Raw genomic sequence first — 18,249 nt, forward strand, 5'->3', positions numbered from 1 at the left:
GACGGCCTGATCGGCTTGCGGGGCTGCCAGCTGAGCTGGTGCCGCGTTCCGCTCATTGAGTTTTCGGCGGAATTCAATGCAGACACTGCTCAGGAGGAACTGGTGGCCAATTCGACCGCACTCAATCCCTGGGAATGGCCTGAAAGCCATTGGCGGCGGCGCATCAACAAAGTCAGAGCGGGCAAGGCACTAAGACCAATGTGGCCCGGCGGTAAACGCTGTGCCTTCGCCATCTCGTTCGACGTCGATCATGAGTCGAACGAATTGCGCAGGGGAGGGCGATCGCTAAGCAGATTATCCTGGGGTCAGTACGGGAGCCGACGAGGGATGCCTCGGGCTTTGGAACTCTTGAGAAAGTACGACGTTCCGGCGAGTTTTTTCGTTCCCGCTGTGATCGCTCAGTTGTATCCAGACGAGCAACGCGCAGTTGTCGATGAAGGCCATGAAATTGGCATGCACGGCTGGATACACGAGCTAAACTCGGAACTGAGCGCAGAGAGCGAGCGCTCTTTAATGATGAGGAGTGCCGACACTCTTGAAAAAATCACTTCCAAACGCCCGACGGGAATTCGAACGCCTTCCTGGGATTTTTCCGACGCAACTCTACGGATCATACGTGAAACCGGATTGACATACGACTCATCCCTTATGGCCGATGATAGTTGCTATGAGCTGCTGGAAGACGAGGAACCCACGGGAGTGATTGAAATACCGGTCGAATGGATTCGAGACGATGCCACTTATCTTTGGATGAGTCCCGATGGGTCTTCACGGCCAGATTTATCAGTCGACGACGTGCTTTCTGTATTTATTCGGGAGTTCGAAGGGGCCTATCAAGATGCCGATTTATTTCAGCTGACTCTGCATCCACACGTCATTGGATATCGCTCACGGATCTGGATCGTAGAAGAATTAATTCGACGCGCCAAAGCAAAGGGTGACGTTTGGTTCGCCACACATCATCAGGTCGCCGAGCGTGCGTCCTCATGTCTCTGAAAACTCTCAGACAGGAACGCCGGTAGAGTGCGGTGTTCTTGGGGCGGCGCAAGCCGTCCTGCGCCTCGACCGTTGCGGCGGTCACCAATGGATTTGGAATGACGCGGATCATCCGCTGTCCGGTATTCGCTTTCAGAGCGGGTACAGTGGGAGTTCTTATCTTGGAGGAGGACTACAATCTTGATTGACACGACCTTTGCCGGAAAAACGGTGCTGATTACCGGCGGGTGGCGCGCTTGGCCCGGCCAGTGCCAAACTGCTGGCGGCGGGTGGAGCGGATTTGGTGTTGGCTGACCTGTCGCAAGAGGCTCTGGACCAAACTCTGGCCGCCTGTCCTGGTGCCCGTTGAGTTGTCTGCGACGTGACCGATCCGGCGATGCTGGAAGGGCTGGTCGACCTCGCCCGCGAGAGCTTTGGCCGGCCGGTTGAGGGCTTGGTCGCGGCCGCTGGCATTACGGTGCGATGAAGCGGCTGATAGACGTGAAGGGTACGAAGCCATGTTCAGCTTCAACGTCGGGGCCATTTGGCGAATCTGCAAGCTGCATCCCGCAGATGCGCGAGCTTGGCCGCGGATCGGTGGTGCTCTTCAGCTCGACTGCTGGTCTGCAGGCCTCGAAGGACGTGCCGATCTATTCGGTGACCAAGGCGGCGGTTGTGATGATGACTCGCACGCTGGCGCTGAACCACGCGGCAGAAATATCCGCGCAAACTGTGTCTGCCCCGGAACCATCGCCAGCCGTTGGCCGAGGCCGGCGTCGCCTTCGCCCGGGGAGAAGCGGCACAGGTCGAGCGCCGGACGAAGATCATCGCTGCGCATCCGATGGGCCGAATGGGGTTGCCGTCCGAGGTGGCGACAGCTGTCGGCTATCTGCTGGACGATGCGGCGGGCTTCACCATCGGCGCCGCGCTTACGGTCGACGGAGGCAGCCTTGCCTAAGCTCCGGTCAGAAACACTGTCGTCGTCACCGGCGCGGCGCGCGGGATCGGTGCCGCAACAGCGGCGTGGCTTGGCTCGGAAGAGGCGTGGGTGTTGCTAGTGGATGTTCTGGATAAAGTGCACGACACAGCTGCGGGCCTTGGCCAGACGGCGCTCGTCTGCGATCTGGCCATGCCCGACGCCGCAGGGCGGGTTCTGGCCGCCTTGGATGCCGCAAGGATCGAGACGCTCGACGTCCTCGTGAACAATGCCGGCATTGGCGGTTCGAAGTCGCTCGCCGATACTGACGATGCCTTTTGTTCCCGCTGATCGATATCAACTTGCGTGCAGTCATCAGCCTGACCCGCGAGTTGCGGCCGCGGATGCGCCAGCCGGGCGGGCGGATCATTAATGTCAGCTCGATCCTCGGGCTTACGGGCTATCCCGGAACGGTAGGCTATTCGGTGGCCAAGGCCGGGATCGCGTATCTCACGCTCCAGCAGGCCGGCGAGCAGGGCCTGTAGGGTATAACCGTGAATGCGGTGGCGCCCGGCGTGGTCCCCACCGACATGACTCGAGCGCTGCACGTACGCAGCTACCAACGCCTGATGGTCGCGCCAATCCGCTCGAGCGCGTCTCCTCGCCGGAGGAGCAGGCGGCGGTGATCGCCTTCCTGCTTCGGACGACGCGTTCTACGTCTCGGGCGCAGTGATCCCCGTCGACGGCGGCTCCCGCCTGTCACAGTAGAGAAGAATAGCGCAATTTAAGCCTATACACAGGATGGCCCTGCAATTCCCGGATGCAGACCGACTCTGCCGGTAACCGGTTCCGGTGGTCGATCCTGTTAGCGGCGCCATTACCCGGCGCACATTTGATCGCGGTGGTGGGCAAGTTGAATTTACCCTTCGCGCGCTTCCCAGCGATCAATATGGCAGTGTCGTACTGCTCGGTCATTGTCGCAACGGTCGCGTTCAGCGTCGGCGCGAACCACAGCGCCTTGGCCACACCAGGTTGTAGCAGACGGATCGCCTCAGTGACCCGCCGAAGAAGCTGAGGCCGTCAATCCAGTCGGGCAGCTTTTGAGTCAGAGTTGGCAAAGGCTGCTCGAACTGAACGACTGTTGAGGAAAGCCTTTGCAGGCGCGGCGGGCGCGAGCACCGCGGGGAGCCGCAAAAAGGCACGCGGAGAGCTCTGCTGAGGCTGCAGTCAACTCAGCGTCCTTGGGAGCATATTGAAGTAGTATTTGCCCATCTCTCCCTGTTATGGCGATTTGAGAAGCAAAAAGCCCGTTCAGCGTTTAGCTTGGAGAATGTGCCCACTGCACTGCTCGCCCGCGAATCACCGATATTATGCAGATTTAGGAGCTCGACGCCGATCTCCTGCATTTGTTGGCGAGGATTGCTGGAAGAGTACCCATTCAATGCACTAAAATCCTGGAGTGGTCTGATCCTCATATTGTAAGTGTAGGCTGGCCTGATGCGGCTGGTTCCAAGTCTTCACAAAGGTTCCAACTACGCCTCCTCCCAAGGCGCATCGGCCCGGCAGCGAGTTCAATCTCCTGCCGGGCGTTGTAACTATTTGCGCACATTGGCCGATTCGGACCTTCAACGGGTTGGGCGGCTGCTGGCTGTCGGAGCAATGTAAAACTGGCTCATAGGCAAGAGTTAGATTGATGAGCAGTCTTGCGGACCAAGTCGCCGATCCAAATTCGCCAGGAGCATTTGCGCCCCTCAGAAATCCGAGCTTTCGTTCAATCTGGTTCGCCACGCAGGTCAGCTCGCTCGGCTGGTTGATGCAGACTGTTGCCATCAGCTGGCTGATGGCTACGATTTCGACTTCCGATCTGATGGTCGCGCTGGTTCAGGCTTCTTCAAACCTGCCAGCGTTCATCTTATCCGTCTTCGCCGGGGCCTTGGCTGATAATTTCAGCCGGCGCCGGGTCATGTTCGCCGGCCGGTGCCTTATGGTATTGGCATCTGCGATGCTGACGGCTTTTGTGGTGCTGGGCTTTGTCGATCCGTGGATGATCCTCGGCTTCAGCTTCTTGATCGCATGCGGCGGCGCTCTCCACGATCCAGCCTGGCAGGCCTCGGTTGGCGATATGGTGAACCGACGCGACGTTCCCGCCGCCGTCACGCTCCTCTCCGTTGGCTTCAACACTGTTCGGACCGTAGGCCCGGCGCTCGGTGGCATAGTAGTTGCCTCTTTTGGGCTGATGACGGCTTTCGCCGTAACCAGTCTTACCTATCTGGTCCCTTTGGTAACCATATGGCGCTGCAAGTGGATGGTTCGCTCATCACCTCTCCCACGTGAGTCGATGAGGACGGCGATCTATGACGGGCTACGCTTCACGGCGATGTCGTCGGAGATTAAGACGGCGATCACTCGCGGAACCCTCTTTGGTCTGGCGAGCATCGCCATTCTCGCGCTGCTGCCGCTGGTTGTCCGCGACCAGCTGGGAGGCGGACCGCTCGCCTATGGCACGCTCATGGCCGGATTCGGGACAGGCGCCGTCTTCGCCGGCATCTCGAACAGCGTGTTCAGACGGAGCTTGTCACAAGAGCGGCTGATGACGCTCGCATGCGTCGCCTGCGCGGCATGCTCCCTTTCGCTTGCGCTGACTTCTTCGATTGCAGTGGCGGCAATTGCACTCGCCATGGGTGGCGCGGGCTGGGTCACCGCCTGGTCCGGGGTCGGCGTGACCGTGCAACTGGCAAGCCCGCGCTGGGTCGTGGGGCGCACCATCTCGATTTACTATGCATTGATCGATGGCGGCATCGCAGCGGGCAGTTGGGTGTGGGGCACGGTGGCCCAGAACCATTCACTGACCTTGGCACTGGAGGGCTCCGCTGGAGCCCTTCTGCTGGTCGCCGCCACGGGCCTCCTGTTTCCCCTTCGCGAGCGCCGCGAATCCGATCCAGATGCTTTGGAGGACTTCGACGCACCGGCAGTCGCCCTCAATCTCAAGCCAAGAAGCGGTCCCATCGTGGTCAAAGTCGAGTACCTAGTGCCCGAGGAAAATCGCGAAGCATTCCTGGAACTCATGCGGGCGCGCCGGCATGTGCACAGTCGCGTCGGCGCTCGTCATTGGACTCTCCAGCGCAACCTTCAGGAGCCTATGCAATGGATAGAGACATTCCGCACGCCGACCTGGACCGACTACCTTCGCCTGAACCATCGTCTCACGGAAGCAGACAAGGAATTGGGTAAACAAGTGCTGAAATTGCATGCAGGACAGCTTCCGCCTAAAATCATGCTTTTTATCGAGCGACCAACAAGCTCGGCCCTAAAGTCCGATGAATCAGCACGTTATTTTCTCCGACACTGACTCTTCGAGGTTAACCCCTTGTATCTGCACGCAGAGGACTTTGTGCGATGGAAGCGACTGAGCCTCGAACCGGATGGCCATCCGGTTCGAAGCAAGGCGAAGTCGCCCGACACCCCTCCGGCCACAACCGTGGGTGAGCCTGGGATCTTCGCCTTCGTCACGTACGACCGAATAGTCGCTTGGCTCCAATCGCACGCACAAGGCAGGTTACCGTGAACAAGACTATCTGTGGAGTGGATGTTTCGAAAGACTGGCTCGATACCCATGTCGTGCCGAGCGGAGCGGCGGGCCGCTTTCGCAACGATGCGGCAGGCATAGCCGAGCTTGCTGCCTGGTGTTAGGTCAATGGTGTCGAGCTCGTCGTCATGGAGGCCAGTGGCGGCTACGAACGGCTTCCCTTCCTGCTGTCGTGGGAGTTGGGAGTAGCCTGCGGCATGGCCAATGCGAGGAGCGTACGCTGATTCGCCGAGGCGATGGGCTTCCTGGAGAAGACCGACAGGATCGACGCCGCCGTCATCGCCCGCTATAGCGAGGTCAAACGGCTGCAGCCGACGCTGCCGCCGAGCGCGGCCCAGCAGCGGCTCAAGGCGCTGGTCGCCCGGCTTTCCCAGGTAACCGCCGATCTCACCGTCCAGAAGCAGCGCAAGAGCGCTGCCACTGATGCCGATACCATTGCCTGCGTATTCCGATGAAGCCGGCCACCGATTCCGATTTGAAGCCGGCCAGTCATTCCGATTTCATTCCGGCCAGCATTCCGATTTGAAGGCGGCCATTTTTCGGTCTGATCCTGGGTCTCGTTGATGTTTGGGTTGGGTTTTGTTTCAGGTCAAGCTGACGGATAAGCCCGAAAGCGGCACCATGCAAGAATACAATAGGTCCACCGGTTCCATTCTCGCAATACAAAGTCGCGACGGCCCCAATCAATATGCAATGTTCGGTGATCATTGTTTCCTCAGCAAAAGCGAGCCAGATCGGTCTGCATTATGCATATGGGAAGCGAGGCTTCTGGTATTTACTTCATAAGCGTAGCAGCGTCTACAGGCCTTTTGCGCCAATTGCCCCCTAGCCGAACGCAGGAATTCGGCGTAGGCGCCCCAGTTCTTCAACCGCGAATTTGCAGGAAATTCCTAAACAAGCGCGGTGACCGTCTAGTGCATCAAGTTACGCGCGGAGCATCCTCCCCAATGCCTGCATCTGCGGCCTTCTAATCCGATCAATGTGGTCGCAAGCGGGGTGCGACCCGAAGCGCGCAATCACCATCTCCGCCTTTGGCGCTATGTACAGGTTCTGGCCGTAAAGGCCCCGACCTTCAATAGCATCAAGCTCGTCGTGTGATACCCACCATTGGCTTCGGTATGTATAGCCGAATGGGAGGTCCGGCTTGGCGGGGTGGTCGAGATCTTGAAGGTCGTAGACAACACTCGCGGGAACCAGTTGCTTGCCATTACACGAGCCTTCACATCGCATCAGCTCGCCGAAACGCGCCAAGTCGCGCAACGTCACATTGAGTCCGCTATGCGCCCTCGGCATACCGTTTGTCGGGTCGATCTCGACATAGGCGTCTTCTTCGCAGCCCAGTGGCAACCATAAGCGCTCCTCCAACAGTTGTGCGAACGACCGGCCCGTTGCGCGCGACATAACCCAAGCCATAACATTGGTATCGACGCCTTTGTAGACAAATTTGCCGTGCGCCCCTTCCTTTCGTATGGTACGCAGGTATTCGCATCTATATGACTTGTCTACACTTGTGTAATCTTCAGTAAAAGCAACGTTAGTTTGCATGTCCATGACTTGGCGGAGCGTTGCATCTTCCCACCCTGTACCTCGTAATTCCGGCACAAACTGCGATATTGTCTTCCTGTCGTCGAGAATGCCCTCATGCACCAACGCCGCGGCTAGGGTGCCCGCATACGATTTGGTGATTGACTGACACGAATGTTGTACGTGCGGCGCGAGTGCGCCGAAGTATCGTTCGTATATGATCCGCCCCCGATGCAGGACCAAAATGCCGTCGGTGTAGGTGTCGAATAGCGCCTCCTCGAACCGGTTGGTGCGGTCGTCCATGTCGACGAACGTGAGCCCATCGATTTCGGTAGACCTGTTGCTGCACTCAAGCTGCGACGGTCCGCCCCGCCCTCGCCACACTTGGACTGTGGGCCGCAGCTCACGCATATGCGATAGCGACCAGCGAAGCTGAGGAAAGGTCCAAACAGTTTCATTCTCGAATGTTACACGCTTGTCTGGCGGCGGCGGCGCACCGCGCATCCAGCCAAATTCGCGAGGATCCGATGCACGGCCGTCCAGGTATTGCTGTCCGTCGAATTCGAGTACGCTCTCCGACGCGTTACCGACGGTTTGCCGTTGTTTGAATTCTGTCATACATGGGATCCAATTTCATGCCTAGGCGCCCCCGGCGCCAGCTGGCTATCGAGAGTTGCGACCCAACCTCGGGAGTTCGGACTGGACTAAATCACAACATGTTATGATCATAGCAGCGGCAGGCGCGCATTCTATGCGAAATGTCCTCGACAACGCAGCAAATCAGCGTTGTATTGCGGCCGGCGCATACTTGCGGCCCCGCTCTCGCGTGGCAAGTAGGACCTAACTTGCCGAACGCTTCCAGCTACAAGAGGCATGAGCCATCATGCGCAGTATGCCGAGTACATCTCGATTAAACCGGGTCCGAACGGGTTGACAATTGTAACGCGTCTCCGCTGTCCGAGCTACGATGAGTCAAAAATTCTCTGGTCTATCAACGATGTTGACCCAGAGGGATACGTGCGAACTCGCAAGGCAAGAAATCGCGAAATGGCATGGGCGACTCTGCATGTTGGCGACGCGATAGTGGATAACGCCGTCGCCTTCGTAGGTGGGCTCGGCTTGAGTCGTCGCATGCGACGTCTCGAAGCAACCGCCCTGGTCAATAGCGACGTCGACCAGCTCCGAGCCCTTCTTCATGCCGGACATCATTTCGCGGGTGACGAGCTTTGGCGCGGCAGCACCGGCGATCAGCACGGCCCCGACCACGATGTCGGCAGAGAAGCATTCTTCCTCGAGCGCCCCGACGGTTGAGTAGCGGGTGCGCACACGGCCGGCGAAGAGGTCGTCGAGATTAGGGAGGTCGAGATTAGGGAGGTCGAGATTAGGGAGAGAGAGGGGCTTGGACCGCAGTTCCCACGTGACCAGAGTCAGCCCTGCAAGGTGTAATTCAACGCGCCAGTCCAGTTTAGATCCTTCCAAACAAGACGTCTTGTGGCGATGCAATCTGCAGCCTTCGGAGTCCAGCGAGTTGGCGAGTTCGCCGACCTCTCTGAGGCCAGGGTATCCGTGCTTTGTGAAATCGCCAGAGCGATCCGGCGAAAGCCAAGGGTAGTTCGCAGGAAACCTGCATCATCGAACTCGATTTCGCTGAATGCCAACAATGCAGAGCGATAAGGTGTCGTTCGTTAAATGACGGACCGGGATGGGTCCAATCAGCAGGGAGCAATGGCGCACCGCTAAGACACTCCTCTCGGTGGCGACGAAGGTAGCTTTCAAGAAAATAAGAACGAGAAAAAAGGGAACTATAGATGAACAATCATGTAACGACGGTCGTAGTTGCAGTCTCCATGGCGGTTGCGTCGATGTCTTTGTCAGCCAAGGCTTGCGCCGGCGAAGTCCTTGATCGTGTGCTCGCGGCACAGACATTGACGGTAGCGGTCGGGTCCGACTGGGGAGCCTTGTCTCACTTGAACGACCAACATGAACTCGACGGTGATGATGTAGAGGTCGCGAAGGGCATTGCGGACTACTTGGGCGTGAAGATCAAATTCGTGACCCCGGGCTGGGATATCATTCAGGCAGGCCAGTGGGGGGGGCGTTGGGACATGGCCATGGGTCAAATGACGCCGACCAACGATCGCGCCAAAAAATTCGCCTTCCCGGCCATGTACTTCTACGAAGGCGAAGTCGCTGTCGTTCACAAGGATAGCAAAGCGACGAAGCCTTCCGACCTGGAGGGCAAGATCGTCGGCGTCCGAGCGGGAACTCTTGGCGATTTGTATGCCAATCACAAGCTCACACCGGCATGGATCGGCGCTAAGCCAATACAATATCAATTTACAGCGGGCCAAGTGAAGGCTTATCCAAGTGCTAACTCTCTTACGCTTGACGACCTGCGCCTCGGCGATGGTGTTCGTCTCGATGGCGTCATTACTGAAGGAACGACGGCGGCTGCGGCAATCAAATCTGGCTATCCATTGAAGGTTATTGGCGATCCCTTATTCTACGCCCCGGGCGCTGTCACAATCGAGCGTGGCGATAAGGAGTTTATCGACAAGGTCGCTGCCGCGGTCAAGAAGATGAAGGATGACGGCACTCTTGCTAAACTCTCGGTCAAGTGGTTCGGGGGGGATTTCAGCGTCGATAAATAACATGACACAATCGTGGGCGTCCCCTTCCCGGGGGCGCCTCTTCTTAGGAAGAAAATGCTTATGCTTTACCACGATACAGTTGAATCTGAGGTGCTCGTCCACAAGCCATGGTTTATCGGCTGCATATTTGCAATTGTGCTCGCGGTTTTTCTTATCTTCAACGTAGCGGGCACCACGATGGGCGAACTCCTACGGCCCGTGATTGGCGATCACGCACAAGTGAAGTTTTACAGTCGCATTGCGATCGCTTTTGTAATTGCCGCAATGTTCTGCCTCAACCTCGTGCTGATTGGTTTTGTCCCGCTCAAAATCCAAATCGGGATCGTATGGTTTGAGTTGGTGCTACTGTTCCTTTCGCTCTTCGCGGCATTTGACTTAAGCATGCCATTTATTTGGGCAAACCTGCCATTTCTAATTACGCAGGGGGTAGTTACTACAGTTTACGTATCAGCGATGTCACTGCTATTTGCGTCGGCTATCGCAATAATCGGCGCGATTGCGAAACTGTCAAGCAACGGCATGGCTTACGCGATAGTCAGCTTCTACACTTCATGCTTCCGGGGTCTGCCGCTTCTCATGCAGGTTTATCTGATCTACATGGGCTTGCCCCAGGTAGGTTACGTTATTAATGCCGTGCCTGCAGGCGTGTTGGCGCTTTCGCTATGCAGTGGTGCCTACATGACGGAGATCTTCCGTTCGGGCATAGCCAGCATCGATCGCGGCCAGTGGGAGGCATCCCGGTCATTAGGTTTCGGCTTTGCGCTCACAATGCGCAGAATCATTCTGCCGCAAGCGCTTCCGGTTATCATTCCCCCGATGGGAAACACGTTCATCTCAATGCTCAAAGACAGCTCTCTCGTTTCGGTTCTTGGCGTTTGGGAGCTGACGTATCTAGCTCACTCACTCGGCCAGCCAACCTTCCATACTATGGAGATGCTAGTAACAGCGGCAATGATTTATTGGATTTTATCCGCCTGCCTGGAACTGGTCCAATCCCGGATCGAGGACCATTTTGCCAGAAGTAAGAAGCGATGATCGTGAATTCATTGGTCAAGCTAAAAAAGACGTCTAAGTTGGTTCGGCCATTTTCAAGGCACTTACAGATGCGCCAATGAACAAGAGAGATGCAATATTGAGCGACGAAGTCATCGAAGCTAAGAATGTATCCAAATGGTATGGTGCCTTCAGAGCACTAACTGACATCAACCTAACCGTCCGCAAGGGCGAACGTATCGTCATCTGTGGGCCCTCAGGCTCGGGAAAGTCGACGCTGATCCGTTGCGTCAATCGGCTCGAAGCGCACCAGGATGGCGAGATTACCGTCACTGGGATTAGGTTACATAACAAAATGCGCAACGTAGCTGAAGTTCGCAAAAGCGTCGGCATGGTTTTTCAGCACTTTAATCTTTTCCCGCACATGACCGTGCTGATGAACTGTATGGCGGCGCCGATGTGGATAAAGGGCGTTCCAGAGGGTGAGGCTAGAAAGATCGCGCTTAAATTCCTAGAGCGCGTGCGCATTCCCGAACAGGCGAACAAATATCCGGCTCAGCTCTCCGGGGGACAGCAGCAGCGCGTCGCAATTGCCCGGTCCCTCTGTATGGAGCCTGCAGTCATGCTCTTCGATGAGCCGACCTCCTCGCTCGATCCAGAGATGGTCGCTGAAGTGCTCGAGACTGTGACCGGACTCGCACGCGACGGCATGACCATGGTATGCGTCACCCACGAGATGGGCTTTGCGCGCGCCGTGGCCGATCGAGTAATCTTCATGGATCGAGGTGAGATCGTCGAAGAGGGTACACCGCACGACTTCTTCAGAAACCCGCAGCACGAAAGAACGAAATTGTTTCTCAGCCAGATCTTGTCGCATTGAGGGAGCCATCCTTCAACGAGGCCGTTCGACCGAGTTACTGTGTATCGAATGCGTTGCCTCAGGCCAGCGAGACAACATGTGCGGATATTGTATTCGTACGTATTGGCTGACATACATCAGAGCGTTCTCGGCAAGCGCCTCGTTCCCGGAAGCGCGAGAGTAGGATCCCGCTGAGCTTGTGCGCAGCCCACCGTGCCAGTTCGCGTCCAGGCGCGCTGAGGATTGGCTCGCCACACATGATCAGGTTGCAAGAGTGCGGCCTCAACCCTCTGCCCGCAACCGACCACAATCTGCAGACGTCGTCCTCTGGCAGATTCCCGACCATCTTTGGGTGAACCAAACGGATCAACACATGTTAAAGAACATAACCTTCGACCGCCACAGCTCCGACAAGCTTAAGAGTGAGGTCACGATCGACATTGATAAATGGGGGGTTCCTCATATCAAGGCTCAGAACTTGCACGACCTATTTTTCGCGCAGGGTTGGAATGCAGCTCGAGACCGCCTCTGGCAAATTGATATTGCGCGCAAACGAGGTCTCGGTCTCCTGTCACGAGACTTTGGCCCCGGATATTTGGAGCAGGATCGGGCGGCGCGTCTCTTTTTATTTCGCGGAGCCATGAGTGCAGAATGGCAGGCGTACGGCCCGGATTCCGAAGAGATATGCTCAGCGTTTGCCGAGGGGATCAATTCCTACGTAGACAGTTGCCATGACGGTTTGATTGCCTTGCCACCCGAGTTTGGCCTCCTCGGTCACACTCCCGACTATTGGAAACCCGAAGACGTCGTTCGCGTGCGAACGCACTCACTAACCCGAAATGCGATTTCGGAGCTTCTGCGCTGCAGGGTGATGGCATTGGCAGGTGTGGAACGAGGTACCCGCCTCGACAGGTTGAGACAAGAATTGTCACCTCCGATAGCGCCACGACCAGCGGAGGGCCTTGACCTCGCCTTTATGACAGATCGAGTACTGCAGGATTTTCGCTTGGCAATCTGTCCCGTCTCATTCTCGAGGGAAAGACTTGCAGCAAGTCTTCAGGAAGCTGACCGTTGGACCCGCGTAACACCGAGTGATGAGATCATGCAGACGGTGTTCCAAGAGGGCTCAAACAACTGGGCCATATCCGCAACAAAAACCACAACGGAGCGACCAATCCTTGCTCTAGACCCGCATCGCAAGCACGTCCTTCCGTCCATCAGGTATCTTGTACACCTGAGTATGCCCGGGCTCGATGTAATTGGCGCTGGAGAGCCTATGATCCCAGGAATCTCCATGGGTCACAACGGGACAGCCGCCTTTGGTCTGACTATTTTCGGCGCTGACCAAGAAGATATTTATGTTTACGAAACCAAGAGTGAGGGAAATAAATACTTATATAAAGGGGCCTGGGAGCAGGTGAAGACTATACACGAGAAAATTCCAGTTCGCGCCCACACCGACCAGGAGGTAAAGCTTCAGTTCACACGCCATGGACCCATTTTAAACCAAAATGCTGAAAAAGACCGCGCCTTCGCACTGAGAACCGTATGGATGGATCCCGGCATGGCACCTTACATGGCCAGCTTGGCCGTAATGCGCTCTAAGACATTTTCAGAATACACCTCCAGTCTAGCAAACTGGGGTTGTCCTTCAGTTAATCACATCTATGCGGACACGTCGAATGTAATTGCGTGGAAACCGTCAGGTGCGGCTCCGGTCCGAAGAAATTGGGACGGCCTGCTTCCGGTTCCAGGAGACGGTCGGTTCGAATGGGAAGGGTATTTGTCACCGGACGATGGGCCGTTCGAGATGAACCCCGCCAAAGGTTTTGTCGCCACTGCCAACGCAATGAATGTTCCGGAGGAATGGAGTAGATCGCATCCTGCTTTTGGCTACGAGTGGTCTGACAGCAGCAGACATGATACCCTTCATACAACTCTCTCACGATCAGAGAAGATCTCGTTGCGGGACTGCATGTCGCTGCAATGTTCGGTGTATTCGCCGATAGCAGTTCGTATTCTTGCGAAACTAGACACTCTTCTCGGTTCGGTTGCAAACATGCCTGCGTTGCACTTATTTTCTAACTGGGACCGGCATTTGGATGCGAGTTCGCCAGCCGCCGCGTTCTTTGAGATTTGGCTTAGCAAACACCTTGGCCCGACAGTAGCTCGCTTAGAAAGCGCTGACGATGAAGTGTTGGCACTGCTCGTGCCTTTACAGCCTTCGGCCATAGCCTCTTGGCTCGAACAGGCAGAGCCTAGTGAAAAGTTGAAGCATTCCATAATGGAATCCCTAACTTCTGCCTGGAGTGAATGCATATGTCGATTTGGCGACGATTCTGCCTCATGGGCATGGGGCAGTATACATAAGCTTGATTTGCGCCACCCTCTGCAGGCACTGACGTCTGAACAATGGTCGTTGGGCGCCATAGCCCTCGGCGGAAGTAGCTCAACGCTCAATTTTTCGAGTTACCGAAGCGGCCAATTCTCTGTTTCAGAAGGACCGTCAGTGCGGATAATCATGGACGTTGGGTCATGGGATGACAGTCTCTTTATTAACAATCCAGGTCAGTCGGGTGTTCCGATCTCAAGTCATTATCGTGACCTCAATCACGATTGGCAACGGGGCGAATACAAGCCCTTGTTATATTCAGAGGAGTCCATACGGAGGGAGCTCGAACATAGGGTCGTCCTGTCTCCCGCTGACTGTTGAGGATGCGACAGTATAGGCCGCTTACCATTGTAGCAGGAACATATCGGTCGAACTCACCTGGCGGCAAGGTGAGGATCGACACTTTAGCGCCCGCCGGCCGACTTTGATATTGACAGCGGAACGCCCGGCCGGAATCTGGATGCGCTTGTGGGGCAATGATCCCGCTGGTGTGCGGCGACCACCCCTGATCGTCACGAGCAGGGCCGTCGCGGCCTCCAATAATGTTGCAGGAGACTTAGAAGCGGGATGTCCCGCATTGGCAATTGCTCTGCCTTGGGGCCATAGGGAAGAGGGGTAAGGTGCTGGCCCGACCACCGGAGAGCGCGTCTGTTACTACAAGGCTCGATCGCGGCCGCATCACGGCCCTCGGCGGCTGCCGATAACGCGCGCTTCGGGCGCTACCAGTACGCATTGGCGATAATCGCATCTGCTGTAGGAGAGCACTTGATTCGAGACTGACAGTGCGACGGTCAACAGGGTTCGCTATCATTGTCGAGCCGAGTTCAAGAATGGACACATACCTCAGGGAGGACCTTTCAGGGGGCAGACCATTGTCTGTCTCCTCATCCGAGAAACAAGCTAACCTCGCAGAGAGTGGCATCAGGGCAACACGTCATTGTCCTTCGATGCGACTGAATATCGACGACTTCAACGCGGCTTGCCGCCTTCGCGTATAGCCGCAGGACCTTGAATGCCGGGAACCAGCCGAGAAATGTTGGCGGTGGGTGAGCGCCTTTCATTTTTCAAGTCCGCTACATTCTGTCTGTCATATACCCGAAGGCGGCGATGCTTGTTGCCCGCCCGATGTGGTTAGCAGTTGACGTGCCTTCTTATGTATCTTCATTCAGCCTGCGGTGGCACGCTGGCCGTTTCGTTGAATGGCGGGGGAAAAAAGGCGTTGATGACTCAGGCTTGCGTGGAGCACTCGTGGGGCGCTCGATTGACAATGTTATTCGTGGAGAATGCTTTCCTTTGTGGAGGAGGATGATTCTCTCGTCCAGTTCCTTGTCGGCCTCGGTAAGGCGATGATTCAGGCGAAGGTAGTCGGTCCAGGTCGGCGTACGGAATGTCTCCGTCCATAGCACAGGCTCCTGAAGGTTGCGCTGGAGAGTCCAGTGCCGAGCACCAACGCGACTCTGTACATGCCGGCACCCGCGCATGGCGAGGAATTCTTCTAGATTTTCCACGAGTATGAGGTACTCGACTTTGACCACGATGGGGCCGCTTCTCGGCTTGAGACTGAGGGCGACTGCCGGCGCGTCGAATTCCTCCAAAGGGTCGGGCTCGGCCTCGCGACCCTCGCGAAGGGGAAACAGGACGCCGCTCGCAATGGAAGAGGCAGTGCCAGAAAAAGGGAGCACGCCGCACAGGCGACGCATGCCAGCGTCATTAGTTGCTCTTCTGACAAGCTCCGTCTTAATAGGCTGTTGGCGACGCCAGCCATGACGGCGCCTGTGCCGAAGCCGGCGATGATGGTGCCATAGGCGAGCGGTCCTTCGCCCAGCTGATCGCGGACAACCAATGGCAGCAGTGCGAGTATGGCGATGCCCGACAGGCCAAAGAAGGTTCCGCGGGCGATCGCCGTCTTGATTTCCGATGACATCGCTGTGAAGCGCAGCCTGTCATAGATGGCCGTCCTCATTGACTCACGTGGGAGAAGTGAGGAGCGAACCTTCCATTTGCATCGCCATATGGTGACCAAAGGGATCATATAGGTGAGTGTAAACATAGCGAAAGCCGTCATAAGTCCGAACGACGCAATCATGATGCCGCGAGCGCCGGTCCCACGGTCCGTGCAGTGTTGAAGCCAATGGAGAGGAGGGTGACGGCAGCGGGAACTTCGCGTCGGTCCACAATATCGCCAACAGAAGCCTGCCAGGCGGTATCGTTGAGCGCGGCACCACTTGCGATCAAGAAGCTGAAGCCGAAGATCATCCACGGGGCGATAAAGCCCAGCACCACTGAAGCCGTAGCATCGCGGATGCTATTACCATTAGGCATCGGCCGGCGAACATGACTCTTCGACGGCTGAAGTTGTCGGCGAGAACCCCTAGCGAAAATGGACAAAATGAAAGCGGGCAGGTTAGACGAAGCCTGCTCGAGCGCAACCATCAGATCGGAGGTCGGAACCGTTGCCATTAGCCAGCTGATAGCAACGGTCTGCATCAGCCAGCCAAGGGAAGAGACTTGAGAGGCTAAACCAGATTGAGCGAAATGTCGTATTCCTGAGCGGCGCAAACGTCTTCGGCGAAACTACATCCGCATCTGCGCCCGCCGCTTTGCTCATTGCTCCGACCGATTCGGTTCCGCCAAGCTTAACCACTTCGCGCGACACGATCCTCTTACACGTCGGATGCGCCAAATGCAGTCTTTGTATTAGTGTCATCTGGTAGCGAGATGCGGAGGTGGCGGCGGAGAGCCGTCGCTGGTGTCGCAGCGGCCTTACATCAGTGCAAACATGCTGTTGCGTGGCGCCGGCACAGTTCCCCCGGCGTCGGCGGCTTCGCCGGCAAGAATGCGAAGGCGCGCCGACTCGCTGCCAAGCTCAAGGTCGTCAGCATGGTTCTTCTGGCCGAGGCTGACGAGCTTGCCGAGCAACTCGGCGCCTTTGTCGGCGATCCTCTGGCGAGAACAAAGCTGTCGGAGACCAGCGTTGCCTGCATTGAGCGGCCGATGAAGGCACTATGCGCATCTCGCTGCGAGATGCAGCCGATATAAAAACAGCATTTGACGCTAGCCGCCAGGAAAGGGGATTGTCACCCCGCATGAGCCGGCGAAGCTTTTGTTCAATTTCGAACATGGACGCGATCGCGCGTTTTGCGCAACCAAACCACGACACACTGATTGAGGTGAGATATGGCGACGACACGCTCCGCAATTCCTCTGACTGGTGTACCGTTTCCGATATCAGAGTATGAGCGCCGGCAAAACAATGTGCTGGATGCGGTTGCTACGGCAGGCTTGGACGCAATCGTAGTAACGGCGCACGGCCACTTGAAGTATCTCAGCGGCTACGATGGGAGCGGTGGATATTTCGCGCCTTTCCCTCTTATTCTGATGCCGGGTCGGGTCCCGATATTTGTTGTCCGAGAATATGACGAGCAGGCAGTACGTTCATATAGCTGCATCGAGGAAATTGAAACCTATACACATCAGCCTGATTTTGGCAGGGTCTGCGCCGATGTATTGCGTCGACTCGGACTGGACAATAAGCGAGTCGGTTTCGAGCTTGGCTGCTGGAATCTCGCGCCCGCCGACGTGCGCGCAGTCCAAGACCAGCTCCCGGATCTGAAGATTACTGACGTCACCCGACTGGTCTCGTCAGTGTCAGCAGTGAAAGGAGAACTTGAGTTGGCGTGTATGCGCGATGCTGTTCGACTCACTGACGTGGCAATTCGAACCTTTCAGCAATCGCTTCGTCCCGGCATTACGGAGATCGAAATGGCAGCGGCCCTAGCTGCGGCGGTAACAAACGACCCCAGCAACGCCGCTGGGGATATCGGGCTTGCGCCGGGTACCATTTTGTTTGGAGAGCGAGTGAAGTTGCCCCATGCGCCAGCGACCCATCATCCTCTCAGCAACAACGAACCTGCCTTTCTGGAGATAGGGGCTTCGAAACACGGGTATACAGTGGGAATGGTTCGATGCGCAGTCCTTGGCAAACATCCCGAAACCGAATCTTTGCACGGCTTGGCTGAAGAGGTCATTGCGGCCCTTGTCTCCTCGATTCGACCAGGTGCTACGCCGGCGGACGTTCACGCTGCTGGGGGCGAGGTGTTGAAGCGATCTGGACGCAAGGGCGTCTTCCGCCAACGAACAGGATACCAAACTGGCATCAATTGGACTGAGCGCGGCGACCTAAGCCTGGAGCCCGATGTAAATGAACCACTCCGAGCTGGCATGACCCTGCACATGCCAAACATTTTGTGCAGCGAAAGTGGCTACCTATTTGGTGCCGGCGCACACGTGCTCGTGACAGAGCGCGGCGCGGAACTCCTGAGCGAAATCCCGCCAACACTTTATCGGGCGTGA

11 protein-coding genes and 5 pseudogenes are annotated in these 18,249 nt (G+C 56.7%); 11 read left to right on the forward strand and 5 right to left on the reverse strand.

Annotated features, from left to right (window positions below; all coding sequences use genetic code 11):
• The first annotated feature begins 102 nt into the window (after positions 1-102).
• From P9217_RS28695 to P9217_RS28710, 4 genes and pseudogenes are all read left to right on the forward strand, one after another.
• Positions 103-996, forward strand: coding sequence for a polysaccharide deacetylase (locus P9217_RS28695; protein WP_224570030.1), 894 nt, complete (start codon positions 103-105; stop codon positions 994-996).
• A gap of 739 nt (positions 997-1,735) precedes the next feature.
• Positions 1,736-1,933, forward strand: coding sequence for an SDR family oxidoreductase (locus P9217_RS28700; protein WP_063169323.1), 198 nt, complete (start codon positions 1,736-1,738; stop codon positions 1,931-1,933).
• 27 nt (positions 1,934-1,960) lie between these two features.
• Positions 1,961-2,242 (forward strand): annotated as a pseudogene (locus P9217_RS28705) (SDR family NAD(P)-dependent oxidoreductase); the annotation flags it as partial.
• The gene (locus tag P9217_RS28710) at positions 2,230-2,436 is read left to right on the forward strand and encodes an SDR family oxidoreductase (RefSeq protein ID WP_199489648.1); all 207 of its coding nucleotides are present in this window, start codon (positions 2,230-2,232) and stop codon (positions 2,434-2,436) included. The pseudogene P9217_RS28705 and the gene P9217_RS28710, both read left to right, overlap by 13 nt.
• A gap of 400 nt (positions 2,437-2,836) precedes the next feature.
• Here P9217_RS28710 and P9217_RS28715 read toward each other — a convergent pair.
• Positions 2,837-3,003 (reverse strand): annotated as a pseudogene (locus P9217_RS28715) (IS21 family transposase); the annotation flags it as partial.
• Positions 3,004-3,584: 581 nt separating this feature from the next.
• Here P9217_RS28715 and P9217_RS28720 point away from each other — a divergent pair.
• Together P9217_RS28720 and P9217_RS28725 are read left to right on the forward strand one after the other, a co-directional pair.
• Positions 3,585-5,240 (forward strand): MFS transporter, encoded by a 1,656-nt coding sequence (locus tag P9217_RS28720; protein WP_063169321.1) that lies wholly within the window; start codon positions 3,585-3,587, stop codon positions 5,238-5,240.
• Positions 5,241-5,509: 269 nt separating this feature from the next.
• Positions 5,510-5,896, forward strand: a pseudogene (locus tag P9217_RS28725) (transposase); the annotation flags it as partial.
• A 505-nt stretch (positions 5,897-6,401) separates the two neighbouring features.
• On the opposite strand, the gene P9217_RS28730 reads toward P9217_RS28725, so the two are convergent.
• Positions 6,402-7,619, reverse strand: a complete 1,218-nt coding sequence (locus P9217_RS28730; RefSeq protein WP_063169320.1) for a serine hydrolase — start codon at positions 7,617-7,619, stop codon at positions 6,402-6,404.
• Positions 7,620-7,973: 354 nt separating this feature from the next.
• Positions 7,974-8,351, reverse strand: a pseudogene (locus P9217_RS28735) (alanine dehydrogenase); the annotation flags it as partial.
• A gap of 458 nt (positions 8,352-8,809) precedes the next feature.
• Between P9217_RS28735 and P9217_RS28740 the strand changes: the two are divergent.
• The 4 genes from P9217_RS28740 to P9217_RS28755 all read left to right on the forward strand — a co-directional run bounded on the left by P9217_RS28740 (position 8,810) and on the right by P9217_RS28755 (position 14,217).
• Positions 8,810-9,652: a transporter substrate-binding domain-containing protein gene (locus P9217_RS28740; protein WP_063169318.1), complete on the forward strand. Its 843-nt coding sequence runs from the start codon at positions 8,810-8,812 to the stop codon at positions 9,650-9,652.
• 60 nt (positions 9,653-9,712) lie between these two features.
• Entirely contained in the window at positions 9,713-10,687 is a 975-nt protein-coding gene (locus P9217_RS28745) for an amino acid ABC transporter permease (protein ID WP_063170377.1), read from the forward strand.
• A 94-nt stretch (positions 10,688-10,781) separates the two neighbouring features.
• Positions 10,782-11,525: an amino acid ABC transporter ATP-binding protein gene (locus P9217_RS28750; RefSeq protein ID WP_135921822.1), complete on the forward strand. Its 744-nt coding sequence runs from the start codon at positions 10,782-10,784 to the stop codon at positions 11,523-11,525.
• Between the two features lie 352 nt (positions 11,526-11,877).
• Positions 11,878-14,217, forward strand: a complete 2,340-nt coding sequence (locus P9217_RS28755; protein ID WP_063170375.1) for a penicillin acylase family protein — start codon at positions 11,878-11,880, stop codon at positions 14,215-14,217.
• 830 nt (positions 14,218-15,047) lie between these two features.
• On the opposite strand, the pseudogene P9217_RS28760 reads toward P9217_RS28755, so the two are convergent.
• Together P9217_RS28760 and P9217_RS28765 are read right to left on the reverse strand one after the other, a co-directional pair.
• Positions 15,048-16,504 (reverse strand): annotated as a pseudogene (locus P9217_RS28760) (MFS transporter).
• 155 nt (positions 16,505-16,659) lie between these two features.
• Complete coding sequence (locus P9217_RS28765) at positions 16,660-16,815, reverse strand: hypothetical protein (protein ID WP_164548527.1); 156 nt, start codon at positions 16,813-16,815, stop codon at positions 16,660-16,662.
• A gap of 258 nt (positions 16,816-17,073) precedes the next feature.
• Between P9217_RS28765 and P9217_RS28770 the strand changes: the two genes are divergently transcribed.
• The gene (locus P9217_RS28770) at positions 17,074-18,249 is read left to right on the forward strand and encodes a Xaa-Pro peptidase family protein (protein ID WP_063169317.1); all 1,176 of its coding nucleotides are present in this window, start codon (positions 17,074-17,076) and stop codon (positions 18,247-18,249) included.

This window comes from Mesorhizobium sp. WSM4989, from assembly GCF_029625795.1.
In the GTDB taxonomy this organism is placed as follows: Bacteria; Pseudomonadota; Alphaproteobacteria; order Rhizobiales; family Rhizobiaceae; genus Mesorhizobium.

Coding starts and splice junctions, on each gene's coding strand:
- P9217_RS28740 (WP_063169318.1), top strand. CDS start 8,810: ATGAACAATCATGTAACGACGGTCGTAGTTGCAGTCTCCATGGCGGTT.
- P9217_RS28755 (WP_063170375.1), top strand. CDS start 11,878: ATGTTAAAGAACATAACCTTCGACCGCCACAGCTCCGACAAGCTTAAG.
- P9217_RS28745 (WP_063170377.1), top strand. CDS start 9,713: ATGCTTTACCACGATACAGTTGAATCTGAGGTGCTCGTCCACAAGCCA.
- P9217_RS28770 (WP_063169317.1), top strand. CDS start 17,074: ATGGCGACGACACGCTCCGCAATTCCTCTGACTGGTGTACCGTTTCCG.
- P9217_RS28730 (WP_063169320.1), bottom strand. CDS start 7,619: ATGACAGAATTCAAACAACGGCAAACCGTCGGTAACGCGTCGGAGAGC.
- P9217_RS28720 (WP_063169321.1), top strand. CDS start 3,585: ATGAGCAGTCTTGCGGACCAAGTCGCCGATCCAAATTCGCCAGGAGCA.